This is a genomic window from Paraburkholderia sp. BR14320 (assembly GCF_040948665.1).
GTDB classification, from domain to species: Bacteria; Pseudomonadota; Gammaproteobacteria; order Burkholderiales; family Burkholderiaceae; genus Paraburkholderia; species Paraburkholderia youngii.
The window spans coordinates 39,708-65,619 of sequence record NZ_JBFPKG010000025.1; the positions used below are offsets into that span (position 1 = coordinate 39,708).

Here is a 25,912-nt window from a genome sequence, read left to right on the forward strand (position 1 = left end):
CCCGTGTTGCCGCTTACTTGGCCTGGCCCGGCGCTTTGACCGCGAACGGTGCGCTCAAGGTTTCGCCATCGGAGAACTTCAGCGTCAGATGCACGGTGTCGCCCGGCGCAACCTTGTGCTTCGCGTCCTCGAGCATCAAGTGATAGCCGCCCGGCGTGATCGCGACCTGGCCATGCGCGGGCACCGTCAGCTTGTCGACCATCACCATCTTCTGGGTCGACCCGTTCGATACGGTTTGATGCAGCATCGCGTCGCCGTAGTCGTCGCTCGATACGTCAACGAGGTCGATCGGCTTGTCGCTCGCGTTGACGAGCGTCGCATAGCCGGCCGCGGGCAGGTTGTTCGGCAGCCAGCGGACCCACGCGTCCTTGATGCTGATCGCGTGAGCATCGGCCGCGTGGGCGGCGGACGCGACGCCGAAAGACAACACGAGCGTGCGGGCGAGGGAAGCGAATGGTTTGAGCTTGATCGTCATGATGAAATGGAGTGGGATCAAAGAAGAGTCAGGATTGGTCATCGATGATGCGGCGCAGGTCCTTAGCAATCGCATCGGGCGTGTCGTGATCGGTGGCGAGCAGGCGCGCGCGGCCCTGGCTGTCGAACACATAGACGGCGGAGCTGTGCGTGACCTCATAGTTGCCGTTCGGGTCGCGCTTTTCCATCTGATACGCAACACGATAGCGCTTCGCCAGCGACTCGATCTGCCAGTCGGTGCCGGTCAGCCCTTCGGCGTGCTGCGCGTCGAATGCGCCGACATAGTCGTGCAAGGCCCGCGGCGTGTCGCGCGCGGGATCGACGGTGATGAACAGGATGCGCACTTTGTGCGCCTCGGGGCCGAGCTTGCCCAGCACCAGCATCAGACGGCCCATCGTTTCGGGGCAGACGTCCGGGCAATGCGTGTAGCCGAAGTAGACCAGCGAGGTGCGGCCCTTGAACGAAGCGGCATTGACGGGCCGGCCGGTGTCGTCGGTCAACGTAAAGTCCAGATCCGGGAGGTGCCCGGTCACGTTGGTCAGCCGCCAGGGCTCGGCGCGCTGCGTGCAACCGGTCAGTGTGACGAGCGCGACCAGCGTGCCCAGCGCCGCCGCCGCCAACCGGCGTGCTACCCCGTTCGTCAACCGGTGCATGGGCCGGTCGGATCGTGAGCGGGACAGGTTTGGCTGCGGGCGTCGGGGCGGGAAGATCGGGAACAAAGCAGGGTTCAATGACTCGATTGGGAGCAGGCCACACGAATCGATGGAGCGGGGAGGCCCACCGTCGCCCGTCATGCCGTGCAAGATTCGCGCACGGCACGAAATTGAGCGGCAGGTGCAACGATGTCCATTACGCCGACGGTCTGCGTGGCAGCGACTGTAGCGCAAAATTGGCGCCAGCGTCGCGGGGCGCGCCGGGCGCACGATATGCGAGTCAATTTGACGCAGCAGGCTGAAAGTCGGGCGAAGCCCGATCGTTGCGCTTTTGAATGCAATCACCGCGAGCGGGCGGGCAAACGGCGCGCCGGGCTTGAGTCCCGGCTTACTTTCTCGAAAAATTGACCGATGCGCGGTAAGATGCGCACACTTTTCCGGCCCCAGATGGCTGAAAGGCGAACCCAGGCAATGCAAGCACTTCCGGCTGTTCTGTCTCCGAGCGAGACGGCATTTTTCTTCGACTTCGATGGCACGCTCGTCGAACTCGCCCCCACGCCGGACGGCGTGCTCGTGCAGCCGCGCGTGATCGATCTGCTGCGCGAACTGCGCAGTCTGACGAATGGCGCGGTTGCGGTGGTGTCGGGGCGCGGCATCGACAGCATCGACAGTTTTCTCGGCATGCCCGATCTACCGGTCGCTGGTCTGCACGGCGCCGAGCGGCGCGATGCGAACGGCGACACGCAGCGCATCGGCTTTCACGACCAGCGCCTGTTGCGCATGGAGCAGGTGCTCGCGCAGGTCGTCAACGAGCACCCGGGCATGCTGCTCGAGATCAAGGGCGCGGCGCTCGCGCTGCACTACCGCAATGCGCCGGACCGCGAGCCGGTCGCGCGCGAGGCAACCGAGCGGCTCGTCGCCGATTACCCCACGTCGTACGTGCTGCAGCCCGGCAAGATGGTCTACGAGATCAAGCCGAAGGACGTCGACAAGGGCCGCGCGACGCGCGCGTTCCTCGACGAGCTGCCGTTCACCGGCCGCACGCCCGTGTTCGCCGGCGACGATCTGACCGACGAGAAGGGCTTCGCGGTCGTCAACGAACGTGGCGGTCTATCGATCAAGGTCGGCGCGGGCGAAACGATGGCGCGCACGCGCGTCGAGTCGGTGTCGTCACTGCTCGACTGGCTCGAAACGATTGTCGCGGCGGCGCGCGGCGCATGACGCCGGTGCGACGTTCAACGAAAACAACATACTGCATCGGGAATCGCGCTTCATGAGCCGACTGATCATTGTTTCGAACCGGGTGGCGCCCATTTCGGAGGGCGGCCCGGCGGCGGGCGGTCTGGCGGTCGGCGTGTACGACGCGCTGAAAGAGACCGGCGGCATGTGGTTCGGCTGGAGCGGCGACGTGCTCAGCTCCGGCCAGCCGCAGATCAAGCTCGAGGAGCGCGGTCCGGTGACCTTCGCGACCGTCCCGCTGATGCGCCGCGACTACGACCAGTACTACCGCGGTTTCTCGAACGCGACGCTGTGGCCCGCGTTCCACTATCGATCCGACCTGCTGCACTACGACCGGCACGACTTCGAAGGCTACTGCCGCGTCAACGCCTGGCTCGCGCAGCAACTCCTGCCGCTGCTGCGCGAAGACGACGTGATCTGGGTGCACGACTATCACCTGATCCCGTTCGCTCAGGCGCTCCGCTCCGCAGGCGTGAAGAACCGCATCGGCTTTTTCCTGCACATTCCGTTTCCGGCCGCGCAGGTGCTGCTGACGGTGCCGCCGCATCGCGAGCTCGTCGAGGCGCTGTGTTCGTTCGACCAGCTGGGCTTCCAGACTGGCCCCGATCTGCGCGCGTTTTGCGACTACGTGATCAACGAGGCGGGCGGCTCGATCGACGCGTCGCCGAAAGGTCCGCTCACCGTGCATGCGTTCGGCCGCACGCTGCGCGCGTCGGCCTATCCGATCGGCGTCTATCCGGATGAAATTGCCGAGCTCGCGAAGGCGGGCGAGCGCGGCAAGCCGGTGCGCACGATGAAGGCGACGCTGCATTCGCGCAAGCTGATCATGAGCGTCGACCGGCTCGATTATTCGAAGGGGCTGGTCGAGCGATTCCGCGCGTTCGAGCGCCTGCTCGAGCATACGGCCGCGCAGCGCAACAAGGTGTCGTTCCTGCAGATCGCGCCGCCGACGCGCGCCGACTTGCACGCGTATCAGGACATCCGGCTGCAGCTCGAAGGCGAGTCCGGACGGATCAACGGACGTTTCGCCGAGCTGGACTGGACGCCGATCCTGTACATCCACAAGCAATACGAGCGCTCGGTGCTGGCGGCGCTGTTCCGCACCGCGCACGTCGGCTATGTGACGCCGTTGCGCGACGGCATGAACCTCGTCGCGAAGGAATACGTGTCGGCGCAGGATCCGGAGAATCCCGGCGTGCTGGTGCTGTCGCGCTTCGCGGGCGCGGCGCAGGAGCTCGACGGCGCGCTGATCGTCAATCCGGTCGATATCGACGGCATGGCCGAGGCGCTGGCGCAGGCGCTCGACATGCCGCTCGCCGAGCGGCAGGCGCGCTATCGCGACATGATGGCGCAGCTGCGTGAGAACAACGTGTCGGTGTGGCGCGATAACTTCATGCGCGATCTGCAGGGCGTCGATCGCGCGAAGCGCGCTAGAAGCGGGAAGGCGCGCGCGGCCACGGGAGCGGCTCGCGCCGGGCGGAAGAGGCCGGCGCGCGAGAGCGTGACCGGCTAAGCTAGCCGCGAAGCCAGACAGCAAAAAGCCGCTCCCTGGAGCGGCTTTTTGCATGCGGCGCGCAGCGCGTGGACCCTGCGTGGCGTCAGGCCACGTGCTGTTCGTCGACCTTCTTGCCGCCGATATGCAGCGTCTGGCCCTTGCCATACTGCTTTGCGAGCAGGTCGCGATAGAGGCCCGGACGCTGACGCAGTTCTTCCGGCGAGCCGTCGTCGATGACCTTGCCGGCGCTCATCACGATGATCCGGTCGAAGTTGTTCAGCGTCGACAGACGGTGCGCGATCGCGATCACGGTACGACCGACCATCAGGCGGTCGAGCGCCTTCTGGATCGCTTCCTCGGACGCGCTGTCGAGCGCGGACGTGGCTTCGTCGAGCAGCAGGATCGGCGCGTTTTTCAGAATCGCGCGCGCGATCGCGATGCGCTGGCGCTGGCCGCCCGACAGCTTCACGCCACGGTCGCCGACGATCGTGTCGTAGCCTTCCGGCATCGCTTCGATAAAGTCCGCGCAACGCGCCTCGCGCGCCGCGGCGAGCACTTCCTCGCGGCTCGCTTCCGGGCGGCCGTACGCGATGTTCTCGTACACCGTGCGATGGAACAGTGAAATGTCCTGGGGCACCAGCGCGATCGCGTGACGCAGGCTGTCCTGCGTGATCGACGCGATGTCCTGGCCGTCGATCTTGATCGCGCCGCCCTGGGTGTCGTAAAAGCGCTGCAGCAGCGCGAGCACCGTCGATTTGCCGGCGCCCGACTTGCCGATCAGGCCGACGCGCTGGCCCGGCTCGATATTGAGGTCGAAGTGATCGAGGATCGGCCGGCGGCGCGGATAGGCGAACGTGACAGCGTCAAACGTGACGCGGCCGCCCTGCGGCACGAGTTCGGTCGCGTCGTCCCGATCGGGCATGCCGTGTGGTTCGAGCAGCGTGCGCACCGCCTCCGCGAGTCGCGCGACGTGCTGGGTGACGTCGACGAGCGCGACCGCGAGATCGCGCGTGCCGTGCAGGATCGTGAAACCGAGCGAGCTGACGAGCACGATGTCGCCCGAGGTCGCGCGGCCCTGGTCCCACAACCACAGCGCCCAGCCGAGCAGGCCGGCCGACAGCAGTGCGGTGATCACGGCGTGTAGCAGACGCAGCTTTTCCAGGTACAGCAGGCTTTGCTGGCGCGCGTCCATTTCCGACTTGACCGTCGACGCAAAACGGTGCTGTTCGCGGAATGTCATGCCGAACGCGCGCACGAGGCCCATGTTGCTGATCACGTCGACGAGCTCGCCGTCGACCGATGCCGCCTTGGTCGCGAAATTATGGTGACGCGCGGAGCCGCGGCCCGCGAGCTTGTAGAGCACGATCGCCAGGATCGCCGAACACAGCATCAGGCCGGCGGCCATCAGCGGGTTCACCGAGACGATCATCACGATCGCGCCGAGCACGGCGATACACGGCGGCAACACGTTCCACGCGGTGGTGTTCTCGGCGGTGTAGACGGCGTTCGAGGTCGCGGTGATCCGGCTTGCCAGCATGCCGGGCTGCTTTTCGGCGTAGTAGGTCGGCGAATGGCCGCTCAGGTACTGGAACAGGTCGCGCCGCAAATCGCCGGTCACGGCGACGAACGTGTGCGCGGCGAACCAGCCGCCGACCCGCCATAACAGGTTATCGGCGGCGATCAGGCCGACGAGGATCGCGAACGCGCCCCACAACGGCCCCGGATGATGGCGGCCACCGCCGAGCACGTCGATCAGATGTTTGATCGCGTATTGCGAAGCGAGTGCACAGCCCACGGCCGCAAACACGCTGCACAGCACGATCGCGTGCGCGACCGGATGGCGGCGGATAAAGCGGAAGAGAAACGCAAGCGGCCGGTGCGCATAGCTCGCGAGCTTTGCGTTCTCGGCGTTTCGCTGGGCGATAGTCAAGTGTTCCAATTGAGCTGAGATCGATGTGTTGCGGGTTGTGCATGCAATGCGCGGACCACACGGACAAGCATCGCTCCGTGAAGCCGATGCTTCGCATTGTAAACATGCAAAGACGATTGCGCCCTGTGTATCCGGGCTTTGACGCGATTGATTTCGCGATGGACCTCCGCGATCTGCGTCGTCTCGACACACCAGCCGACGGACCATTCGGGCAGATCGCGGAAAATTTCGAGATATAATTACAGTTTGCATTCAACCGGGCCGTAGCAATTTTGCAATGCCTACCGGCAACGTTGGATGCGCGAGAGCTCATCGAGTCGGTACCCCGTGCCTCGCCTAACCTCGTCGATACTGTAGAACTGTCTTTGAAAACAAGGGTTTGCAAAGTGTTTCGCGTTTGTAACAACGTAAAGACTTTGAAATGTTGTGGTCCGGCGAGAATTCGGGCATCGATAATGCGTGCTCGTTAGCCCCGGCAAATTTTCTGACAGTTTGTCAACGTAGGTGCCCCATGCGCGTTTACTCGCACATGCGCAGACGCTGATCCACTTGTCTGGGCTCGTGACCCAAGCGATCCATCGCTGGATTTCTCAAAAGAATCAGGCCCGCGCCGGTATCTCCGGCCAGACTGCCCTGGCGAGCAAGCGAGTCGCTTTTTCCAATCGCAGTACTTTTGCCTGATTTTTTACTAGGAGTTCGTCAATATGCGAATCGCTCAAATCGCTCCGCTGCACGAGGCGGTTCCTCCCAAGCTGTACGGTGGTACGGAACGCGTGGTGTCCAATCTGACCGAAGCGTTGGTCGAGCAGGGCCACGACGTCACGCTGTTTGCAAGCGGTGATTCGCAAACCTCGGCGAAGCTCGAGGCTTTCTGGCCGCAGGCGCTGCGCCTCGACCCGACGATCCGCGACGTGATGGCGCCGCATATGCTGCTGCTCGAAGAAGTGCGCCGCCGCGCGGACGAATTCGACGTGCTGCACTTCCACATCGACTACTACCCGTTCTCGCTATTCGCGCGTCAGCCGGTGCCGTTCCTGACCACGATGCACGGCCGTCTCGATCTGCCGGAACTGCAGCCTATCTTCAATACGTTCAAGGACGTGCCGGTCGTGTCGATTTCCGACAACCAGCGCATCCCGCTGCAACAGGCGAACTGGCTGCAAACCGTCTACCACGGCCTGCCGGAAAACGTGCTCACGCCGATTCCCGACGTCGAGCCGGGCTACCTCGCATTTCTCGGCCGCGTTTCGCCGGAGAAGGGTCTCGACCGCGCGATCCGCATCGCCGGCCAGGCAGGCATGAAGCTCAAGGTCGCCGCCAAGATCGACAAGGCCGACCGTGCCTATTACGAAGAAGTGATCAAGCCGCTGATGGCGCTCCCGCATGTCGAGTACATCGGCGAAATCGGCGAAGCCGAAAAGCGTGAGTTCCTCGGCAACGCGCATGCGCTGGTGTTCCCGATCGACTGGCCGGAGCCGTTCGGCCTGGTGATGATCGAGGCGATGGCTTGCGGTACGCCGGTGATCGCGTTCAACCGCGGTTCGGTGCCGGAAGTGATCGAAAATGGCGTGTCGGGTTTCGTCGTTGAAGACGAAATCAGCGCGGTCGCTGCGCTCAAGCGTCTGCACACGCTGCCTCGCGCTGGCGTGCGCAAGGCCTTCGAAGCACGTTTCACGTCGAAGGTGATGGCGAAGAACTACGTCGCAGTCTACGAAGACCTGCTGCGCAGCAAGCATCGCACGGTGCTGCGCGAAGTCAACGCGGGCTGATTGGCGCTTGATTCGCCGCGGTTGTTTCGCGACGGATAAGACGCTGGCGGCAGGAACCACGCTTCCCTCGCTGCTCTGAACGCCTCGCCGGCATGTTGCTGGCGGGGCGTTGTTGCATGCGCGCCGCGTTTTTCGTCGGTGCACCGATGAAAATACCGGTTTCCGCGCGGCGCGAACGAGCCAGGCTCGGTAATATCCCTATAATTGCCGTGCCGCAAATTGGGCTGCGGTGCCGCCGACGACAGGAGGATGCCTTGGCGAGAACGAAAGAGACGCGCGCGAACGCCGCGCCCGGCGCCGGAACGATTTTTACGTTGCGCGCCATCGGTCTCGTGCTCGCCGCCCGCTGGCTTTTCTCGATGTCCGAGATGAGACTGACCACCGCGCTGACCGCGATGGCGTCTTCACCGTGGGCATGTATCAATCTCGTCTTTCTGTTCCTGCTGATCTTCCTGCCGGGCGCGCGCGCCGTCGCCGAGCGTCCGTTCCATCCGTTGCCGCAATGGCTGCGTCAGGCGCTGCGCCTGTTTGCGTTCCTCGGCTTTCTGTTTGCACTGTGGTCGGTCGGCGCGTTCGTCGCGAGCGCGGGCTGGCGTCGCGCGATGCAGGCGGTGGCGGCCACCAACGGTTGGCTCGTCGCTGCGCCGGTGCTGTATGCGATCGTCTTGTGGATCTGCCGGCCGCTGCCGTTGTGGCGCACCAATGTGGCGGCGCGGCGTTTTGCGATCGGCCGCTACGCGGTGTCGCTCGATCCGGTGACGCGCACTGTCGTCGTGTGGGCCGAGCGGCGCAAGGTGGGGCAATACGATGCGCGCGAATTGTCGGTGCGCTGGGCGAGCGGTTCCGATGCGCGCGCGACGCCGGCGCCCGCGCCCGCAGTTGCGTTCGGCGCGGCGGGCGAGGCCGGTGCGTCGGCGGCGCCGATGCCGTCGGTCGCGGCGCCCTCGCTGGCGCGCAGCACGTTCGGCGTTCGTCCGAAGGTCGAGTTGCTGTGGGATTCGCCGGCCGCCGCTGGGCATAACCGGCAGACCGTTTTCCGCGCCGCGCTGACGACCGAAGGCGATCGCGTCGCCGCCCGCGCGCTCGACTCGACGCTGCGCCAGGTCTGACGCTGCACGTTTTGTGCTATCGGTCACATCGCGTGGCCATTGCACGCATCCCGAAGCGAAGCTTCGTCGATAATGCAATCAAGGCGCCCGGCCTGCTGGCGGGCGAGTGGGACACTCATCGATCGTATCGCGTCTTTCGCAGGAGTCGCTATGCTGGTTCGCTGGTTGCTTGCCGCCCTTCATCTGCTTGCTTATGGCTTTGCGCTCGCGTCGATTCTCAGGCGCACGTGGTCGCTGCGGCGCGCATCGGTGCCTGCCGCGCTGCGTTCGGTGTTTCGCGCCGATTCACGCTGGGGCATCGCCGCGCTGGTGCTGATCGTGACCGGACTGATGCGCGTGTTCGGCGGCTATGAGAAGGGCGCCGACTACTACCTGCACGAGCCGCTCTTTCACGTGAAGATGACGTTGCTGGTGCTGATCCTGATCCTCGAAGTGCCCACGATGCTCGGCCTGATGCGCTGGCGCGCGTCGATCCGCAGCGGCGCGGCGCCGAATCTGAAGAAGGCGCGTTCCTACGCGCATTTCAGCGTGATCCAGACCGTGCTGCTGGTTTTGATGGTGTTTGCGGCGACCGGAATGGCGCGCGGCATCGGACTGCCCGCCGGCGCGGTGTAGCGCGGCGGGCCTTCTTTCCATTGCGACGGGCTGGTGGTGCGCGCCAAGCGTGGCGCCTCGAGCACGCCTGCGTCACGCTAGCCGACCAGCCAGACAGAATCGTCGACCCGGTCGGCTTTGACCGCTGCCGACTCGCGCATGAGTTCCGGCTCGCCGTGACCCTTGATCAACTCCAGCGCCTGACGCTCGAACAAGCGACGGTACAAGCCGTTGTCGCGCTTGATCAGCGCGTCGTGGCTGCCTTCCTCGATCACCTTGCCTTTGTCCAGCACGAGCAGCCGGTCGAGCGCGCGCACCGTCGATAGCCGATGCGCGACTACCAGCGTGGTACGCCCCTGCATCAGCCGCTCCATCGCGCGCTGGATCAGCACTTCGCTTTCGCTGTCGAGGCTCGAGGTGGCTTCGTCGAGAATCAGGATCGGCGCGTCGGCGAGAAACGCCCGCGCGATCGCGACGCGTTGACGCTCGCCGCCCGATAGCTTGATGCCGCGCTCGCCGACCAGCGTGTCGTAGCCGTTCGGCAGCGCAGCGATGAAGTCATGCGCGCTGGCGAGCCGCGCGGCGCGCTCGATGTCGGCGCGGCTCGCCCCGGGCCGTCCATACGCGATGTTCTCGGCAAGCGAGCGGTGAAACAGCACCGGCTCCTGCTGGACGATCGCGATCTGGCTGCGCAGCGACGCCTGCTGGACCTGCGCGATGTCCTGGCCGTCGATCGTGATCCGGCCGCCCGAAATGTCGTGAAGGCGCTGGATCAGCTTGATGAAGGTCGTCTTGCCCGAGCCCGAATGACCGACCAGCCCGACGCGCTCGCCCGGCGCGATGCGGATGGAGAAGTCGTCGTAGAGCGGCCGGCTGTGCGCGCCATAGTGGAACGACACATGCTCGAAGCGGATTTCGCCGTTGCGGATCGCGATCGGGCCGGCGCCGGGACGATCTTCGATGCCGAGCGGCTGGCTTTCGAGCGACACCAGTTCCTCCATGTCGTTGACCGAGCGCTGCAGGTTGCGGATGTGCATGCCGATGTCGCGCAGATAGCCTTGCAGCATGAAGAACATCGTCAACGCGAACGTGATGTCGCCGACGCTCGCTTCACCGCGTGCCCACAGCAGCAGCGCCACGCCGAGAATTGCGGCCTGGATCGCGGCCAGCATGCCGCCCTGGAGGCCGCCGTTGAGCGTGCCGCGCACCCACGTGCGGCGCGTGCGCTGCCGCCATTTGCCGATCACGTATCCGAGGCGCGCTTCCTCGCGCGCTTCCGCGCCGAAAGCCTTGACGACGCCGTTGCAGCTGACCGCATCGGCGAGCGCGCCGCCCATGCGCGTGTCCCACGCGTTCGCGAGACGTGCGGACGGCGCGACGAAACCGAGCGACACCGTCACGGTCACGCCGATGTACAGCAGCGAGCCGATGCCGACGACGACGCCCATCATCGGCCAGCGCGAGCCGAGCAGCAGGGTCGCGCCGACCAGCATCACCAGCGACGGCAGCAGCGCGATCAGCAGCGTGTCGTTAAGCAGGTCGAGCGCCCACATGCCGCGCGTGATCTTGCGCACGGTCGAGCCGGCGAAGCTGTTCGCGTGCCAGTCGGTCGAAAAGCGCTGCACGCGATGAAAAGCGCGTGCCGCGATCTCGCTCATCATCTTCAGCGTGAAGCGGATGATGTTGAAGTACACGCCTTGGCGCAGCAGCGTCGCGGTGAGCCCGAGCGCGGCGAGCACGCCGAAGGCCTCGAGCGCGTGATGCCAGACGGGCGCCGACGACGCCGGCCCGGCCGCGATTGCGTCGACGAGACGTCCGGCGAAAACCGGCGTCAGGATGTCCGCGCCCGCCGTGAGCAGCGCGAGCGCCGCAATCACGACGATGCGCCACGGCTGTTGTGCCCAGTGACGGAAGGTGAAGCCGAGGACATCCTTGAAGGCTTGTCCGCGAAAGTCGAGTTTTTTGTTGGCCATTTGCTTTCGACCCGGCGCCGTACGAGTGCGCCGAGGTTCCAGTCAGAAGCGAAAAAAGGTAGACAGCCAGCGGATGCCGGAATGTGCGCGGGAACGCGCGAAAAAATACGGCGGCAAACAACGGCAGCGGAACAACGGACTGTCTGGAGTGAACGCAGCGCGCCTGTCGGGACGGCGGCGCATCAGCTACGACGCTGCGGCATTCAAGGTCGCGGCGGACGGGCTGACGGTCGTGGGACCATTTGAGGGAGCGCGCGATGCACTGCGAACATGTGGCGCCTCCCTGAGATGGTTCAAGATGGAGAAACCGGACAGAGCCGGACCGGGCGAATGCCCGTCTGTCGAATATAGCAACAGTGCGGGGCGCTCGCCAACCTACGGAACGACGTGGTTCTACAGCCAGTGGAATCGCGTGCTGCGCAAGCGATGTTTTTGCCGGCAAATAGAAAAAGGGCCTACGCATTGCTGCGTAAGCCCTTTTTTCTTCGGTGATCGACACACCAAGAATCTGGTGGGTAGTACTGGGATCGAACCAGTGACCCCTGCCGTGTGAAGGCAGTGCTCTACCGCTGAGCTAACCACCCGAAGAGATTGAGATTATGTCAGGGAATTTGGGGTTCGTCTAGTCTTTTTTAAGCAGTTTGCTCATCAGCTGCTGGCGCGGGTTCGAGACGCCATACGCTCGCGCCTTTGCTCGCCTTGTCGAGATCGTCGAGTACGGCTTCGTGCGCGGCGGCTTCGTCATCGCTCGCGGCGATCACGATCAATTCCAGCGAGTCGAACGCGACACGCGGCGCATGTATATCGCCGCCGGCCTGTGCTTCGCCGAGCATATCGATGACGAGGCTTTCCTGGCCACGCGTCATCGCCAGATAGACCTCGGCGAGCAATTCCGAGTCGAGCAGCGCGCCGTGCAGCGTACGGTGCGCATTGCTGATGCCGAAGCGGTCGCACAGCGCATCGAGCGAATTACGCTTGCCGGGGAACATCTGCTTGGCTTGCGCGAGCGTGTCGATGATCTCGCCGCAGTGCGTGCTCACCGGCGGCAGACCGAGCAGCGCGAACTCGGCGTCGAGAAAGCCGATGTCGAATGGCGCGTTGTGAATGATCAGGTCCGCACCCTGGATGAAGTCGCGGAACTCGTCGATGATCTCCGCGAACTTCGGCTTGTCGCTCAGAAATTCCGTCGTGAGGCCGTGCACCGCGAGCGCGCCCGGATCGCTGTCGCGCTCTGGGTTGATATAGAAGTGCAGGTTGTTGCCGGTCAGCCGGCGGTTCACCAGCTCGACGCAACCGAGTTCGAGAATCCGGTCGCCGCCGCGGGCGTTCAGGCCGGTAGTTTCGGTGTCGAGGATCAGTTGACGCATGTCGGATTAGCCTGCTTCGAAAAAAGTGCAGAAAAAAGGCGAAGAGGGCGGCGCGCGTCGTTGGCCGATGCGCGCACGCTCGTTACATCTCGGCGAGCGATGCCACGCCGCGATTGGCCAACTGATCGGCGCGCTCGTTTTCCGGGTGGCCGTTGTGACCGCGCACCCAACGCCATTCGACTTCGTGCTGTGCGACGAGCGCATCGAGCCGCTTCCATAGATCGGCGTTCTTGACCGGCTGCTTCGCCGCGGTGACCCAGCCTTTCTTCTTCCAGCCGTGAATCCACTCGCTGATGCCTTTCTGCACGTATTGCGAATCGGTGTGCACGATCGCCTTGCATGGGCGCTTCAACGCCTCGAGCGCGGAAATCACGCCCATCAGCTCCATGCGATTGTTGGTCGTGTTGGCCTCGCCGCCGAACAGTTCTTTTTCCTGGTTGCCGAAGCGCAGCAACGCGCCCCAGCCGCCAGGGCCGGGATTGCCCTTGCAGGCGCCGTCGGTATAGATGTCGATGTGGTCCGGAGTCATTCGGTGTGGTTACGTGTGTTCGGGGTGGCGGCGGGCGCGAGGCCTGCCGCGAGCACGGGCTTTTTCACTTTGAGCGGCCCGACGAGACGCATGCCGCGCACGCGCTTGATCGCCTTGATCATGTAGGTGGCGCCGAAAATCGGCCACCAGCGGTCGCCGGCGGCCTCCATGAAGCCGTAGCGCGCGAGCCATTGATCGCTCGCGAGCGGCGGACGATAGCAGCCGAAGCGCCCGCGTTCAAGGTCGAAGCCGAGCAGCTTGATCCAGTCCTTCAGGCGCGTGAACGCGATCAGGTCGACGGCCGAAGGCACGAACGGGCGGCCCGTCATCTTGCCGATCGATTGCCGTACGCCCCACAGCGACAACGAGTTGAAGCCAAGGATGATCAGTTGGCCTTCGGGCACCAGCACGCGTTCGGCTTCGCGCAGCAGCCGATGCGGGTCACTGGTGAATTCGAGCGTGTGCGGCATCACTAGGAGGTCGACGCTTTGCGCTTCGAACGGCAGATCGAGCAGGTCGCACCATACCGCGCTGCGCCCGGCCGGCGCGTGCGGACCCGGCGCGCCGGGCGCCGCGTTGGCTGGATTGTCGCCGCCAGGGTTGCCCGCGCCGCTGATGCCGCCGACGCTGCCGCGACGTACCGCCGGCGGATACGTGTACGGCGCGCTCGCGCCGCTCGCCGCGTCGAGCACGAGGCCGCGGCACGGCATGCGGTTTTCGCGCAGCGCGTCGAGCTGCGGCAGGCCGAGTTGCAGCGCATGATAGCCGAACACGTCCGACACCACGCGGTCGAGCTGGGTTTGCTCCCAGTCGAGCACGTAGCGGCCTGGCGGCGAATCGGTCCAGGCGGGCCAGTCTATAATCGCTCGGTCAGTCATATTAAAAATGCGTCGCCTATGAATGCGCTCGAGTACGTGCCGGTCCCGGCGTTTGAAGACAATTACATCTGGGTCATTGCCGACGGACATCATGCGGTCGTCGTCGATCCGGGCGAAGCCGCCCCTGTGCGCGCCTGTCTGGCCCAACGAGGCTGGCGGCTGAGCGCTATTTTACTCACGCACCATCATCAAGACCACGTCGGCGGGGTGGCCGATCTGCTGAACGGCCAGGACGTGCCTGTCTATGGCCCCGCCGGCGAGGCGATTGCGCATCTTACGCATCGTCTCAAAAGTGGTGATCATGTGACGATCGCGGCACCCGCACTCGAATTCAGCGTGCTCGACGTGCCCGGTCACACCAGCGGACACATTGCCTATTTCCAGGCGGCCGATACGCGCGGCACGCCGCACGTGTTTTGCGGCGACACACTGTTCGCGTGCGGTTGCGGGCGCCTTTTCGAAGGCACGCCGCAGCAGATGCTGAATTCGCTCGATGCGCTCGCCGCGCTGCCCGGCGCAACCGAAGTGCATTGCGCGCACGAATATACGCTGCCGAACATCCGCTTCGCGCTCGCTTGCGAGCCGCACAACGCGGAACTGCAGGCGTGGCGCGACAAGGCGATCGAACTCCGCGCCCGCCACCAGCCGACGCTGCCGACCACAATCGCGCACGAGCGCGCGGTCAATCCGTTCCTGCGCGCAGACGTGCCGGCGATCCAGTCGAATCTCGAAGCACAATTGCACGAAACGGTCTCTGACAGGCTGAAGGCCTTCACATTGATGCGCGAATGGAAGAACCGCTTCCGTTGATCCGGAGCGCATTCGGCAGTTCTTCACGCGATGAATCGGAAAAATTCGCCAAGCCCCAGATTTGGTTGATTTTTTTCTTGATTTTCCAATTGACGGAAACGTTGACGTTTCGTACTATCGGCTGCAAATTCCAGCCCTTGTGGAAACCGAGACGTTCATGCGATTTATCTTAAGCGCGTTATTGGTCCTGACACTCGCCGCGTGCGCGAGTCAGGGACCGACGACGAATACCGCCAATAACCCCGCCAGCCAGCAAGCCGTAGCCGACGCACTTCGCAAGAACGCCACCGCTAAAGAAACCATCAATGTCGACCAGAGCTCCGTCAATCAGTTGACGAGCGAGGACGCCGATCTTTGGGGCCGCATTCGCCGTGGCTTCCAGATGCCAGACCTGCAGAGCGACCTCGTCGACATGCAGCTCAACTGGTATGTGCAACGTCCCGATTATGTGCAGCGCATGACTGAGCGCTCGCAGAAATATCTCTATCACATCGTCGAGGAACTTGAGTCGCGCCATATGCCGACCGAGCTCGCACTGCTGCCGTTCATCGAGTCCGCGTATAGTCCGCAGGCTTTGTCGGTCGCCAAGGCGGCGGGCATGTGGCAGTTCATGCCGGGCACGGGTCGTACCTATAACCTGAAGCAGAACATGTGGCAGGACGAGCGCCGGGACGTGCTCGCGTCGACCAGTGCCGCGCTCGACTATCTATCGAAGCTGCACGATATGTTCGGCGACTGGCAACTCGCGCTCGCCGCGTACAACTGGGGTGAGGGCAACGTGCAGCGCGCGATCGCGCGCAACGAGGCGGCTGGTCTGCCGACCGACTACCTGAGCTTGCGCATGCCGAACGAAACGCGCAACTACGTGCCGAAGCTGCAGGCGGTGAAGAACCTCGTGATGAACCCGCAGATGTACGGGCTCACGCTGCCGCCGATTCCAAACCACCCGTACTTCGTGACGGTCACGACCTCGCACGATATCGACGTCGACGTCGCCGCACGGCTTGCCAACATGTCGACCGACGAGTTCCGCTCGCTGAACCCGTCGTTCAAGAAGCCGGTGATTCTCGGCGCGACGCAGCCGCAGATTCTGTTGCCTTTCGACAACGCGTCCGCGTTCGAGCGCAATCTGAAAACGTACTCGGGCTCGCTGTCGTCCTGGACGACCTACACCGTCGACGCACGGGCGACACCCGCGGCGATCGCACAAAAGATCGGCGTCGACGCAGATACGCTGATGGAAGTGAACAAGATTCCGGTCGGCATGCGCCTGAAGCCGGGCTCGACGATCGTCGTGCCGCGCGGCTCGGACGACGATGAGGACATCAGCGCCGACATCGCCGAAAGCGCGGTGCTCGCGATGGAGCCCGACGTACCTGACACGCGCAAGATGCTGATCCGTGTGCGCCGCAATCAGTCGATGGCCGCCATCGCTTTGCGCTACGGCGTGTCGGTCGCTCAGTTGAAGGCTTGGAACAAGACCCGTCGCGATCAGGTTTCGCGCGGCCAGGTGGTCGTGCTGCACGTGCCGGTCGGCAAGCCGGTACCGAGCGAGCCGGGTCCCGAAAAGATCGCCGCCGATGTGCAAGGCGGCAGTGTGCAGAAGATTGGCGTCCATGCCGCAGACGCCCGCGGCGATTCGCGCTACGATAAGAAGAAAGGGCGCGGCCACTCTGCCATCGTCAAGGTCTCCCAGCCGGGCGGCAAGGCTGACAAACCGGCGGCGCCCGCCAGCAAGGGCAAGGTCGAGAAGGTGTCGGCCCCGGTGCCCGGCAAGGCGTCGAAGGCCGCGGCTGAGAGCCGCCCGAAGACCGTGGCCAACGCGAAGAAGAAGGGTAAATAGACCAATAGCGGCTCTCACGGTAGTGACCACATGCGTTGCGGGGGCAGCGCATGGATTGCGCTCCGATCACGCACCGTGTTCATCCAACGCCGTCACCTCAGGGTGACGGCGTTTTTCATTGGAAGACGATTCCTGCGGATTTGCCGTATTTAATTTATTGTTCGTGCTTCGGCCGCGTTGGCCGCGGGACGCCGTTTTGTCCTGATCCGTCCGAACCTCGGGCCAGGTTTTCGAGGTCCATTTCCAGGTTTTCTTCCTGATTTATGTCGTCGACCCAACTGCGCGTCTTTCTGCTTTTTTCCGCCGGCTACTTCGTCTCTTACGTGTTTCGCGGCGTCAATCTCGGTTTCGCGCCGTTCATCACGCGCGATCTCGGTCTGTCAGCCGCCGATTTGGGTGTGCTGACGAGTCTGTATTTCCTCGGCTTCGCGGGCGCGCAGATTCCCGCTGGCGTGCTGCTCGACCACTTCGGCGCCCGTCGCGTGACGGCCGTCACGCTGCTCTTCGCCGCGCTCGGCATCTGGGTGTTCGGTGCCGCGCATAGTCTCGGCATGATGATGGTCGGGCGGCTGCTGATCGGCGTCGGCGTGTCCGTGTGTCTGGGCGCCGCGTTCAAGGCGCTCGCGCAGCATTTTCTGGTATCGCGTTTGCCATTGATGAACGGACTCGTGATGGCGATCGGCGGGTTCGGCGGCGTGATGGTCGGTTCGCCGCTCACGTGGGTGCTCGGCTTTTCCAGTTGGCGCTCGGTCTGTGTAGGGCTCGGTGTGCTGACAGTGGTGGTCGCGCTCGCGCAATGGACGCTCGCGCCGGACGCGCGCGACGCGCATCGCCAGACGAGCCTCGTCGCGCAGTTCAAGGGTACGTTGCATATCCTGCGCAGCGCGGCATTCTGGAAAATCGCGTCATTCTCGGTCGTTACGCAGGGTGTTTTCTACGCGATGCAGTCGTTGTGGGTCGGAGCATGGCTGCGCGATGTACAAGGCTTCGAGCCGCGCGAGGCGGCGGCGCTCGTGTCGATTCTCGGCTTCGCGATGATGGCGGGGTGCGTCGGTTTCGGCGCGGCGGCGCGTAGTCTCGAACGGCGCGGCCTCTCGTTGTATGCGTTCTGCGGCATCGGCATGGCCTTATACGTGCTGACGCAGATGCTGATTATGTTGAACGCGCCATTGCCGGCGAGCCTGTTGTGGGCCGCGTACGGAATCTTCGGTGGCACCGGCATTCTGAGCTACGCAGTGATGGCGCGACATTTCCCGCCGCAGATGATCGGCCGGGTCAACACGACGCTGACGCTGATCATTTTTCTGCTGATCTTCGGTTTTCAGATCGGCGTTGGCGCGGTGCTGTCGCACTGGCCGGCGAGCGGCGGGCACTATCCGGCGGTCGCGCATCTGAGCGCGTGGAAAATCCTTGTCGCGCTGCAGGTGCTGAGCGCGATCTGGTACGTATTGCCGGGGCGGCAGCTTGCCCTGTCGGGCGACATGCGCGCGGAGCAGGAGGCCTGAACGGCCGTGCGGCACGCCGTTGCAGGTCCGCGCCCCATCTCAGATTTGGAAGGAAGGGCGGTTTCAGGCTATAATTTCAAGGTTTGAGCTTATCAACCCGCACCCTAGCGCCTACCTCCCCCATACCGTTCATCCGCCGCGCGCCATTGGCGTAGCAAGAAGGGCCCCGCACCCAGCCGAAGTCGTCCACACAATGGACTCATCGCGCCCCTTGCATCGTTACCGGCAGCTCGCGAGCGAGTCTGCGCGCGCATCCAGAATGTGTTCCGCTGCGGCTCGAAATCGGATAGACAGGTGGCAACAGGGTGTTCCCCCAAGGAGTCTCCCGTGTTGCCGTCATTTTCTCCCGCTCTTCTCGCGCTCGCCGACGGCACGGTCTTTCGTGGTTATTCGATCGGGGCCCCCGGGCATACCATCGGTGAAGTCGTGTTCAACACCGCCATCACCGGCTATCAGGAAATCCTGACTGACCCGAGCTACGCGCGCCAGATCGTGACCCTCACGTACCCGCATATCGGCAACGTCGGCGTGAACGCCGAAGACGTCGAAGCGACGAAAGTCCATGCCGCCGGCCTGATCATCCGTGATCTGCCGGTTCTCGCGTCGAACTTCCGCATGGAGCGTACGCTCCCGCAATATCTGCAGGACGAAGGCGTGGTCGCCATCGCCGGCATCGACACCCGCAAGCTGACCCGCCTGCTGCGCGACAAGGGCGCGCAAAACGGCGCGATCCTCGCTGGTTCCGACGACCAAGCCAAGGCCATCGAACTCGCGCGCTCGTTCCCGGGCCTCGCCGGCATGGACCTCGCGAAGGTGGTGTCGACCGAGCAAACCTACGAGTGGACCAAAACCGAGTGGCGTCTGGGCACGGGCTACGGCGAGCAGAAGGCGCCGAAGTACCGCGTGGTCGCATTCGACTATGGCGTCAAGCAGAACATCCTGCGCATGCTGGCCGAGCGCGGCTGCCACGTCACGGTGCTGCCGGCGCAGGCGAGCGCCGCCGACGCGCTCGCGCTCAACCCGGACGGCGTGTTCCTGTCGAACGGCCCCGGCGACCCGGAGCCGTGCGACTACGCGATCGCGGCGACCAAGGAGTTCATCGAGCGCGGCATTCCGACCTTCGGCATTTGCCTTGGCCACCAGATCATGGGCCTCGCGGTCGGCGCTAAGACGATGAAGATGAAGACCGGCCACCATGGCGCGAATCACCCGGTCAAGGATCTCGAAGACGGCCGCGTGGTGATCACGTCGCAGAACCACGGCTTCGCGGTCGACGCCGACACGCTCCCCGCGAACGCTCGCGTGACCCACGTGTCGTTGTTCGACGGCACGCTGCAAGGCTTCGCGCTGACCGACAAGCCGGCGTTCTGCTTCCAGGGCCACCCGGAAGCGTCGCCTGGTCCGCACGACATCGCGTACCTGTTCGACCGCTTCACCGCGTTGATGGACGCGCAGAAGAGCGGCAACAGCGCGGCGGCTTGAAGACGTAAAGATCGGCCCCACGAGCCAGCCCGAGACGGAAACGAAAGCGGCTCGCGGCGGCCGCGGCGGCCCGCGGCACGATGCGGCGGGTGCGCCGCAAACAGCGCGCGCAACGTGAAAACGGCGCGCGCCGACGGAAAGAATTCAGGAATACATTAGCGAGAGCGTTATGCCCAAGCGGACAGACATCAAGAGCATCCTCATCATCGGCGCGGGTCCGATCATCATCGGCCAGGCGTGCGAGTTCGATTACTCGGGCGCGCAGGCATGCAAGGCGCTGCGTGAGGAAGGCTACAAGGTCATTCTCGTCAACAGCAATCCGGCGACGATCATGACCGACCCGAACACGGCCGACGTGACCTACATCGAGCCGATCACGTGGGAAGTGGTCGAGCGCATCATCGCGAAGGAGCGCCCGGACGCGATCCTGCCGACGATGGGCGGCCAGACCGCGCTGAACTGCGCGCTCGATCTGCACGCGCACGGCGTGCTGGCGAAGTACAACGTCGAACTGATCGGCGCGTCGCCCGAAGCGATCGACAAGGCGGAAGACCGCCAGAAGTTCAAGGACGCGATGACCAAGATCGGCCTCGGTTCGGCCAAGTCGGGCACCGCGCATTCGATGGAAGAAGCACTCGCGGTGCAGGCGAAGATCGCCGCGGAAACCGGCAGCGGCGGCTACCCGGTCGTGATCCGTCCGTCGTTCACGCTGGGCGGTTCGGGCGGCGGCATCGCGTACAACCGCGACGAATTCGAAGAGATCTGCAAGCGCGGTCTCGACCTGTCGCCGACGCGCGAGCTGCTGATCGAAGAGTCGCTGCTCGGCTGGAAAGAGTATGAGATGGAAGTGGTCCGCGACAAGGCGGACAACTGCATCATCGTCTGCTCGATCGAAAACCTCGACCCGATGGGCATCCATACCGGCGACTCGATCACGGTCGCGCCGGCGCAGACGCTCACCGACAAGGAATACCAGATCCTGCGTAACGCGTCGCTGGCGGTGCTGCGCGAGATCGGCGTCGACACGGGCGGCTCGAACGTGCAATTCTCGATCAATCCGAAAGACGGCCGGATGATCGTGATCGAAATGAACCCGCGTGTGTCGCGTTCGTCGGCTCTGGCGTCTAAGGCAACCGGCTTCCCGATCGCGAAGGTCGCGGCGAAGCTCGCGGTCGGCTACACGCTCGATGAACTGAAGAACGAAATCACCGGCGGCCAGACCCCGGCGTCGTTCGAACCGACGATCGACTACGTCGTCACGAAGATCCCGCGTTTCGCGTTCGAGAAATTCCGCGAAGCCGATTCGCGCCTGACCACGCAGATGAAGTCGGTCGGCGAAGTGATGGCGATCGGCCGCACGTTCCAGGAGTCGTTCCAGAAAGCGCTGCGCGGCCTCGAAGTCGGCGTCGACGGTCTCGACGAAAAGACTGCCGATCGCGACGAGATCATCCGCCAGATCGGCGAAGCCGGTCCGGATCGCATCTGGTATGTCGGCGATGCGTTCCGCGTCGGCATGAGCGCGCAAGAGATCTTCGAAGAGACCGCGATCGACCCGTGGTTCCTCGCGCAGATCGAACAGATCGTGCTGAAGGAAAAGGCGCTGGCCGGCCGCACGCTCGCGAGCCTGTCGAAGGAAGAGTTGAAGTATCTGAAGCAGAGCGGCTTCTCGGACCGGCGTCTCGCCAAGCTGCTCGGCGCGAAGCCGGCGGACGTGCGCGCGCGCCGTATCGAGCTGAACGTGCGTCCGGTGTATAAGCGCGTCGACACGTGCGCCGCCGAGTTCGCAACCAGGACCGCGTACATGTACTCGACCTACGAGGAAGAGTGCGAAGCGAACCCGACCAACAACAAGAAGATCATGGTGCTGGGCGGCGGCCCGAACCGGATCGGCCAGGGTATCGAGTTCGACTACTGCTGCGTGCACGCCGCGCTCGCGATGCGCGAAGACGGCTATGAAACGATCATGGTCAACTGCAACCCGGAAACGGTGTCGACCGACTACGACACCTCCGACCGTCTGTACTTCGAATCGCTGACGCTCGAAGACGTGCTCGAAATCGTCGACAAGGAAAAGCCGGTCGGCGTGATCGTGCAATACGGCGGCCAGACGCCGCTGAAGCTCGCGCTCGATCTCGAAGCCAACGGCGTGCCGATCATCGGTACGTCGCCGGACATGATCGACGCGGCCGAAGACCGCGAGCGTTTCCAGAAGCTGTTGCAAGACCTCGGCCTGCGTCAGCCGCCTAACCGCACCGCGCGCACCGAAGACGAAGCGCTGAAGCTCGCCGACGAAATCGGCTATCCGCTCGTCGTGCGCCCGTCGTACGTGCTGGGCGGCCGCGCGATGGAAATCGTCCACGAGCCGCGCGACCTCGAACGCTATATGCGTGAGGCCGTCAAGGTGTCGAACGATTCGCCGGTGCTGCTCGACCGTTTCCTGAACGACGCGATCGAATGCGACGTGGATTGCATTTCCGATGGCGACGCCGTGTTTATCGGCGGCGTGATGGAGCACATCGAACAGGCGGGCGTGCACTCGGGCGACTCGGCCTGCTCGCTGCCGCCGTATTCGCTGTCGAAGGAGACGGTTGCCGAACTGAAGCGCCAGACCGCCGCGATGGCGAAGGCGCTGAACGTGGTCGGCCTGATGAACGTGCAGTTCGCGATCCAGCAGGTACCGCAGGCGGATGGTTCGAAAGAAGACATCATCTACGTGCTCGAAGTGAACCCGCGCGCGTCGCGCACGGTTCCGTACGTGTCGAAGGCGACCAGCCTGCCGCTCGCGAAGATCGCGGCGCGCGCGATGGTCGGCCAGAAGCTCGCCGCGCAAGGCGTGACGAAGGAAGTCGAGCCGCCGTACTTCAGCGTGAAAGAAGCGGTGTTCCCGTTCGTCAAGTTCCCGACGGTCGATCCGGTGCTTGGACCTGAAATGCGTTCGACCGGCGAGGTGATGGGTGTCGGCCAGACGTTCGGCGAGGCGCTGTTCAAGTCGCAGCTCGCGGCGGGTTCGCGTCTGCCGGAGTCGGGCACGGTGCTGCTGACTGTGATGGACGCCGACAAGCAGAAGGCAGTTGAAGTCGCGCGCATGCTGCACGAGCTCGGCTACCCGATCGTCGCGACCAAGGGCACGGCTGCCGCGATCGAAGCTGCCGGCGTGCCGGTCAAGGTCGTCAACAAGGTGAAGGACGGCCGTCCGCACATCGTCGACATGATCAAGAACGGCGAGATCGCACTCGTCTTCACGACCGTCGACGAAACGCGCGCGGCGATCGCCGATTCGCGTTCGATCCGCATGAGCGCGCAGGCGAACAAGGTCACCTACTACACGACGATGTCGGGCGCACGCGCGGCGGTGGAGGGTCTTCGTTATCTGAAGAACCTGGAAGTCTATGATTTACAAGGACTCCACGCTCGCCTAAACTAAGGCTTCGATACCTGTCCAAGATGTAAGTGCCGCGGTTAAGCGGCGTTCCGCAGGTGCTGCGGCCCGGGTCTATCCATGGGCGGCGGCTTTCGCGGAATGCACTTAACCGCGGTGATTTTTTTTATGGCCGTTTTTTGCCTCCAGAGTTGTTTATGAGCACTATTCCATTGACGAAGCGCGGAGCTGACATGCTGCGCGATGAATTGCAGCGCTTGAAATCGGTTGAGCGTCCGGCTGTGATCAACTCGATCGCGGAAGCGCGCGCCCAGGGCGATCTGTCGGAAAACGCGGAATACGACGCTGCGAAGGAAAAGCAGGGCTTCATCGAAGGCCGCATCGCCGAAATCGAGTCGAAGCTCGCGGGCGCGCAGGTGATCGATCCGTCGCAAGTGGAAGCCGACGGCCGCGTGGTGTTCGGCGCGACGCTCGAGCTCGAAGACCTCGAGTCGGGCGCGTCGGTCAAATACCAGATCGTCGGCGACGACGAAGCGGACATCGACCACGGCCTGATCTCGATCAGCTCGCCGATCGCGCGTGCGCTGATCGGCAAGTCGGAAGGCGACGTCGCGTCGGTGCAGGCGCCGGGCGGCATTCGCGAATACGAAATCATCGCGGTCAGCTACATCTGAGGATGGCGCCGGTGTCTCTGATGCCGCATCGTTTATTCCGCCTGTTGACGGTGGTGTGGGTCGGTAGTCTGTTGACTATCGGTTACGCGGTTGCGCCCGTGCTCTTCACGTCGCTCGACCGCATGACGGCGGGTGCCATTGCCGCGCAGCTGTTTCGGATTCAGGGTGTGATTGGCGTCGTGTGCGGTATTTTGCTGCTCGGTCTGGCCAATCTGCTCGTGCGGCGCGGTAGTGGCGCGTATCGCCGCCTGCGCTGGCTGCTCGCCGGTATGCTCGTATGCGTGCTGGTTGGCTATTTCGCGTTGCAGCCGTTCATGAACGCGATGCGCGTCGCCGCGCTCGAGGCGGGCGGCGACGTCGGACATTCCGTTTATGCAACGCGCTTCGGCATCCTGCATGGCGTGTCGAGTCTGTTCTATCTGATCGAGAGCCTGCTAGGTGTTGCGCTCGTGTGGCTGCTGCCGGCGCATGTCGGTACTGCGGCCGACGAAGAGGGCGCGCGCGGAGTCAGGGGGAAGGTGGCGGGCTGAAGCTCGTGGGTGGCTGGCGGTGTGACTCGGCGCTGTGTCCGCCGGTCGATGCCGATGCCCGCGACGAACTTCATGTTGCGACGAATCGTCGCGATTCCGGCGGCCAGCTACAGTTCATTCGCGCTGTTTCGCCTTGCGCTCAAGGCTCCCAACGCGCGGTGCGGAGCCGGTCCGCACCATGGCCGCGTGTTCTCTTACTTCGACTGATGCGAACGCTTCGCGCTGGTTTGCCGCTTCTTCGCGCGCTTGATGTTGCCGCCCTGCGTCACGCGTTCGTTGCCGCGCACCAACACCGCTTTCGCTCGCGGCTTGCGCATCGGCACGTCGGTCGGCTTCACCACCTTGACGATGCGCGGTGCGCGGCCCTTGGCCGGCCGGGCTTCTTCAGCTGCCGCTTCACGGGCGCTCGGCAATGCACCGCGCTTCGCTTTTGCCGCAGGCAGTGCCGATTCTGGCTTCCAGATCACGAGCAACTTGCCGATATGCTGAATCGGTGCCGCGTTCAGCGTGTCGCAGATTTCTTCGTAGATGGCGATGCGCTCCTCGCGCTCATCACCGAACACGCGGATCTTGATCAGTTGATGCGCTGCGAGGTGCACCTTGATTTCGGCGAGCACAGCGTCGGTCAAGCCTTCGGCCCCGACGAGCACGACCGGTTTGAGCGCATGTGCCTGGGAGCGCAACTCGGCGCGTTGGTCGGGAGAGACTTTGAGGGCTGGCATGGAAAGTGGAAGACTCGACTAAAATGGCGGCTCCTGCGCTTTCGTCCGATCGCCGAGCGATTCGGGCGGGTTGATTCAGCAGGGTGCGCGTCAGAACAACAGAATCGCGGATGGTCGCCAGTCTGGCGGTGGCCGCGCGAATTAACCGCGTATTATCCCCTAAAGCGCGACTCGACGCAGCAATAGTTCAATCTTTAATGGCAAAAAACAAGTTCAATACCGCGTGGCTGCACGACCACATCAACGATCCGTACGTCAAAATGGCGCAACGGGAAGGTTATCGTGCCCGCGCGGCCTACAAGCTCAAGGAAATCGACGAGCAGGACAAGCTGATCCGCCCGGGACAGGTGATCGTCGATCTCGGTTCCTCGCCGGGCAGCTGGAGCCAGTACGCGCGTAACAAGCTTGCCGGCGGCTCGCAGCGCAACGCGGAGCGCGAAGGTGGCATCGACGGCACGATCATCGCTTTGGACATTCTGCCGATGGAGCCGGTAGCCGACGTGCACTTCATCCAGGGCGATTTCCGCGAAGACTCCGTGCTGATCCAACTCGAAGAATTGGTCGGCGCGCGCCAGGTAGACCTTGTAATTTCGGATATGGCACCCAACCTCTCTGGCGTGGCGATCGCGGATGCGGCGCGGATCGAGCATTTATGCGATCTCGCGCTCCAATTTGCACAAAATCACCTGAAGCCGGATGGTGCCCTTTTAGTCAAATGCTTTCACGGCAGCGGATATAGTCAGATTGTCGAAAAGTTCAAGCGCCAATTCAAGGTGGTTGCGGCCCGCAAGCCGAAGGCGTCGCGGGATAAATCGTCAGAAACATTTATATTGGGTAAGCATTTGAAGCGTCCCGCATAGGGATGCGGCGAGCCGGTTCCATTTCTGCCAATAATGAGCCCGATGCGTCGAAGACCGACGCCAAGCTGGCCTGCTACCCTATTTCCGTGGTAGTGAA

At 63.8% G+C, this 25,912-nt stretch carries 21 protein-coding genes and 1 tRNA gene; 13 read left to right on the forward strand and 9 right to left on the reverse strand.

Features of this window, described 5'->3' with window-relative positions:
- Positions 1 to 13 precede the first annotated feature (13 nt).
- Both AB3X89_RS22495 and AB3X89_RS22500 read right to left on the reverse strand, forming a co-directional pair.
- Entirely contained in the window at positions 14 to 475 is a 462-nt protein-coding gene (locus AB3X89_RS22495) for a copper chaperone PCu(A)C (RefSeq protein WP_368585229.1), read from the reverse strand.
- A 28-nt stretch (positions 476 to 503) separates the two neighbouring features.
- Entirely contained in the window at positions 504 to 1,127 is a 624-nt protein-coding gene (locus AB3X89_RS22500; protein WP_368585282.1) for an SCO family protein, read from the reverse strand.
- A 471-nt stretch (positions 1,128 to 1,598) separates the two neighbouring features.
- Here AB3X89_RS22500 and otsB point away from each other — a divergent pair, with 471 nt between their 5' ends.
- Both otsB and otsA read left to right on the forward strand, forming a co-directional pair.
- Positions 1,599 to 2,348 carry a trehalose-phosphatase gene (otsB, locus tag AB3X89_RS22505; protein WP_008919323.1) on the forward strand — a complete coding sequence of 250 codons (750 nt, stop codon included), beginning with the start codon at positions 1,599 to 1,601 and terminating at the stop codon, positions 2,346 to 2,348.
- A gap of 52 nt (positions 2,349 to 2,400) precedes the next feature.
- On the forward strand, positions 2,401 to 3,879 hold the full coding sequence (gene otsA, locus AB3X89_RS22510) for an alpha,alpha-trehalose-phosphate synthase (UDP-forming) (protein ID WP_368585230.1): 1,479 nt from the start codon (positions 2,401 to 2,403) through the stop codon (positions 3,877 to 3,879).
- Between the two features lie 85 nt (positions 3,880 to 3,964).
- Here the strand turns inward: otsA and AB3X89_RS22515 are convergent, their stop codons facing one another.
- Positions 3,965 to 5,800: an ABC transporter ATP-binding protein gene (locus AB3X89_RS22515; RefSeq protein ID WP_368585231.1), complete on the reverse strand. Its 1,836-nt coding sequence runs from the start codon at positions 5,798 to 5,800 to the stop codon at positions 3,965 to 3,967.
- A gap of 695 nt (positions 5,801 to 6,495) precedes the next feature.
- Between AB3X89_RS22515 and AB3X89_RS22520 the strand changes: the two genes are divergently transcribed.
- From AB3X89_RS22520 to AB3X89_RS22530, 3 genes are all read left to right on the forward strand, one after another.
- Positions 6,496 to 7,560 (forward strand): glycosyltransferase family 4 protein, encoded by a 1,065-nt coding sequence (locus AB3X89_RS22520; protein WP_176105482.1) that lies wholly within the window; start codon positions 6,496 to 6,498, stop codon positions 7,558 to 7,560.
- Positions 7,561 to 7,814: 254 nt separating this feature from the next.
- On the forward strand, positions 7,815 to 8,669 hold the full coding sequence (locus AB3X89_RS22525; RefSeq protein WP_368585233.1) for a hypothetical protein: 855 nt from the start codon (positions 7,815 to 7,817) through the stop codon (positions 8,667 to 8,669).
- A 150-nt stretch (positions 8,670 to 8,819) separates the two neighbouring features.
- A complete protein-coding gene (locus AB3X89_RS22530) occupies positions 8,820 to 9,284 on the forward strand; it encodes a DUF2214 family protein (RefSeq protein WP_176105484.1) in 465 nt (154 codons plus the stop codon).
- 77 nt (positions 9,285 to 9,361) lie between these two features.
- Here AB3X89_RS22530 and AB3X89_RS22535 read toward each other — a convergent pair whose 3' ends face one another.
- From AB3X89_RS22535 to AB3X89_RS22555, 5 genes are all read right to left on the reverse strand, one after another.
- A complete protein-coding gene (locus tag AB3X89_RS22535) occupies positions 9,362 to 11,236 on the reverse strand; it encodes an ABC transporter ATP-binding protein (protein ID WP_368585234.1) in 1,875 nt (624 codons plus the stop codon).
- A gap of 509 nt (positions 11,237 to 11,745) precedes the next feature.
- Positions 11,746 to 11,820: transfer RNA gene (locus tag AB3X89_RS22540), tRNA-Val, on the reverse strand.
- Between the two features lie 48 nt (positions 11,821 to 11,868).
- Complete coding sequence (dnaQ, locus tag AB3X89_RS22545; RefSeq protein WP_368585235.1) at positions 11,869 to 12,603, reverse strand: DNA polymerase III subunit epsilon; 735 nt, start codon at positions 12,601 to 12,603, stop codon at positions 11,869 to 11,871.
- Positions 12,604 to 12,685: 82 nt separating this feature from the next.
- A complete protein-coding gene (gene rnhA / locus AB3X89_RS22550) occupies positions 12,686 to 13,132 on the reverse strand; it encodes a ribonuclease HI (RefSeq protein WP_176105530.1) in 447 nt (148 codons plus the stop codon).
- Positions 13,129 to 14,010 (reverse strand): class I SAM-dependent methyltransferase, encoded by an 882-nt coding sequence (locus AB3X89_RS22555; protein WP_368585236.1) that lies wholly within the window; start codon positions 14,008 to 14,010, stop codon positions 13,129 to 13,131. The genes rnhA and AB3X89_RS22555 overlap by 4 nt, the downstream gene beginning before the upstream one ends.
- A gap of 18 nt (positions 14,011 to 14,028) precedes the next feature.
- Between AB3X89_RS22555 and gloB the strand changes: the two genes are divergently transcribed.
- From gloB to AB3X89_RS22590, 7 genes are all read left to right on the forward strand, one after another.
- Complete coding sequence (gene gloB / locus AB3X89_RS22560; RefSeq protein WP_368585237.1) at positions 14,029 to 14,820, forward strand: hydroxyacylglutathione hydrolase; 792 nt, start codon at positions 14,029 to 14,031, stop codon at positions 14,818 to 14,820.
- Between the two features lie 157 nt (positions 14,821 to 14,977).
- Entirely contained in the window at positions 14,978 to 16,663 is a 1,686-nt protein-coding gene (locus AB3X89_RS22565; RefSeq protein WP_368585238.1) for a transglycosylase SLT domain-containing protein, read from the forward strand.
- Positions 16,664 to 16,926: 263 nt separating this feature from the next.
- Positions 16,927 to 18,168 (forward strand): nitrate/nitrite transporter, encoded by a 1,242-nt coding sequence (locus AB3X89_RS22570; RefSeq protein ID WP_368585239.1) that lies wholly within the window; start codon positions 16,927 to 16,929, stop codon positions 18,166 to 18,168.
- Between the two features lie 327 nt (positions 18,169 to 18,495).
- Positions 18,496 to 19,650, forward strand: a complete 1,155-nt coding sequence (carA, locus tag AB3X89_RS22575; protein ID WP_368585240.1) for a glutamine-hydrolyzing carbamoyl-phosphate synthase small subunit — start codon at positions 18,496 to 18,498, stop codon at positions 19,648 to 19,650.
- Between the two features lie 169 nt (positions 19,651 to 19,819).
- The gene (carB, locus tag AB3X89_RS22580; protein ID WP_368585241.1) at positions 19,820 to 23,074 is read left to right on the forward strand and encodes a carbamoyl-phosphate synthase large subunit; all 3,255 of its coding nucleotides are present in this window, start codon (positions 19,820 to 19,822) and stop codon (positions 23,072 to 23,074) included.
- Between the two features lie 152 nt (positions 23,075 to 23,226).
- Complete coding sequence (greA, locus tag AB3X89_RS22585) at positions 23,227 to 23,703, forward strand: transcription elongation factor GreA (RefSeq protein ID WP_026228283.1); 477 nt, start codon at positions 23,227 to 23,229, stop codon at positions 23,701 to 23,703.
- 20 nt (positions 23,704 to 23,723) lie between these two features.
- Complete coding sequence (locus AB3X89_RS22590) at positions 23,724 to 24,233, forward strand: DUF4149 domain-containing protein (RefSeq protein ID WP_368585242.1); 510 nt, start codon at positions 23,724 to 23,726, stop codon at positions 24,231 to 24,233.
- A 194-nt stretch (positions 24,234 to 24,427) separates the two neighbouring features.
- On the opposite strand, the gene AB3X89_RS22595 is transcribed toward AB3X89_RS22590, so the two are convergent.
- The gene (locus tag AB3X89_RS22595) at positions 24,428 to 24,955 is read right to left on the reverse strand and encodes a YhbY family RNA-binding protein (protein WP_368585243.1); all 528 of its coding nucleotides are present in this window, start codon (positions 24,953 to 24,955) and stop codon (positions 24,428 to 24,430) included.
- Between the two features lie 197 nt (positions 24,956 to 25,152).
- Between AB3X89_RS22595 and AB3X89_RS22600 the strand changes: the two genes are divergently transcribed.
- A complete protein-coding gene (locus tag AB3X89_RS22600; RefSeq protein WP_368585283.1) occupies positions 25,153 to 25,815 on the forward strand; it encodes an RlmE family RNA methyltransferase in 663 nt (220 codons plus the stop codon).
- Positions 25,816 to 25,912 lie beyond the last annotated feature (97 nt).

Bases quoted from the DNA above. Each gene is read 5' to 3' on its own strand.
- AB3X89_RS22600 (WP_368585283.1), top strand. From the start codon at position 25,153: ATGGCAAAAAACAAGTTCAATACCGCGTGGCTGCACGACCACATCAAC.
- rnhA (WP_176105530.1), bottom strand. From the start codon at position 13,132: ATGACTCCGGACCACATCGACATCTATACCGACGGCGCCTGCAAGGGC.
- dnaQ (WP_368585235.1), bottom strand. From the start codon at position 12,603: ATGCGTCAACTGATCCTCGACACCGAAACTACCGGCCTGAACGCCCGC.
- AB3X89_RS22520 (WP_176105482.1), top strand. From the start codon at position 6,496: ATGCGAATCGCTCAAATCGCTCCGCTGCACGAGGCGGTTCCTCCCAAG.
- carB (WP_368585241.1), top strand. From the start codon at position 19,820: ATGCCCAAGCGGACAGACATCAAGAGCATCCTCATCATCGGCGCGGGT.
- AB3X89_RS22495 (WP_368585229.1), bottom strand. From the start codon at position 475: ATGACGATCAAGCTCAAACCATTCGCTTCCCTCGCCCGCACGCTCGTG.
- AB3X89_RS22530 (WP_176105484.1), top strand. From the start codon at position 8,820: ATGCTGGTTCGCTGGTTGCTTGCCGCCCTTCATCTGCTTGCTTATGGC.
- AB3X89_RS22595 (WP_368585243.1), bottom strand. From the start codon at position 24,955: ATGCCAGCCCTCAAAGTCTCTCCCGACCAACGCGCCGAGTTGCGCTCC.
- otsB (WP_008919323.1), top strand. From the start codon at position 1,599: ATGCAAGCACTTCCGGCTGTTCTGTCTCCGAGCGAGACGGCATTTTTC.
- otsA (WP_368585230.1), top strand. From the start codon at position 2,401: ATGAGCCGACTGATCATTGTTTCGAACCGGGTGGCGCCCATTTCGGAG.
- AB3X89_RS22555 (WP_368585236.1), bottom strand. From the start codon at position 14,010: ATGACTGACCGAGCGATTATAGACTGGCCCGCCTGGACCGATTCGCCG.
- gloB (WP_368585237.1), top strand. From the start codon at position 14,029: ATGAATGCGCTCGAGTACGTGCCGGTCCCGGCGTTTGAAGACAATTAC.
- AB3X89_RS22565 (WP_368585238.1), top strand. From the start codon at position 14,978: ATGCGATTTATCTTAAGCGCGTTATTGGTCCTGACACTCGCCGCGTGC.
- greA (WP_026228283.1), top strand. From the start codon at position 23,227: ATGAGCACTATTCCATTGACGAAGCGCGGAGCTGACATGCTGCGCGAT.
- AB3X89_RS22500 (WP_368585282.1), bottom strand. From the start codon at position 1,127: ATGCACCGGTTGACGAACGGGGTAGCACGCCGGTTGGCGGCGGCGGCG.
- AB3X89_RS22590 (WP_368585242.1), top strand. From the start codon at position 23,724: ATGCCGCATCGTTTATTCCGCCTGTTGACGGTGGTGTGGGTCGGTAGT.
- AB3X89_RS22535 (WP_368585234.1), bottom strand. From the start codon at position 11,236: ATGGCCAACAAAAAACTCGACTTTCGCGGACAAGCCTTCAAGGATGTC.
- AB3X89_RS22570 (WP_368585239.1), top strand. From the start codon at position 16,927: ATGTCGTCGACCCAACTGCGCGTCTTTCTGCTTTTTTCCGCCGGCTAC.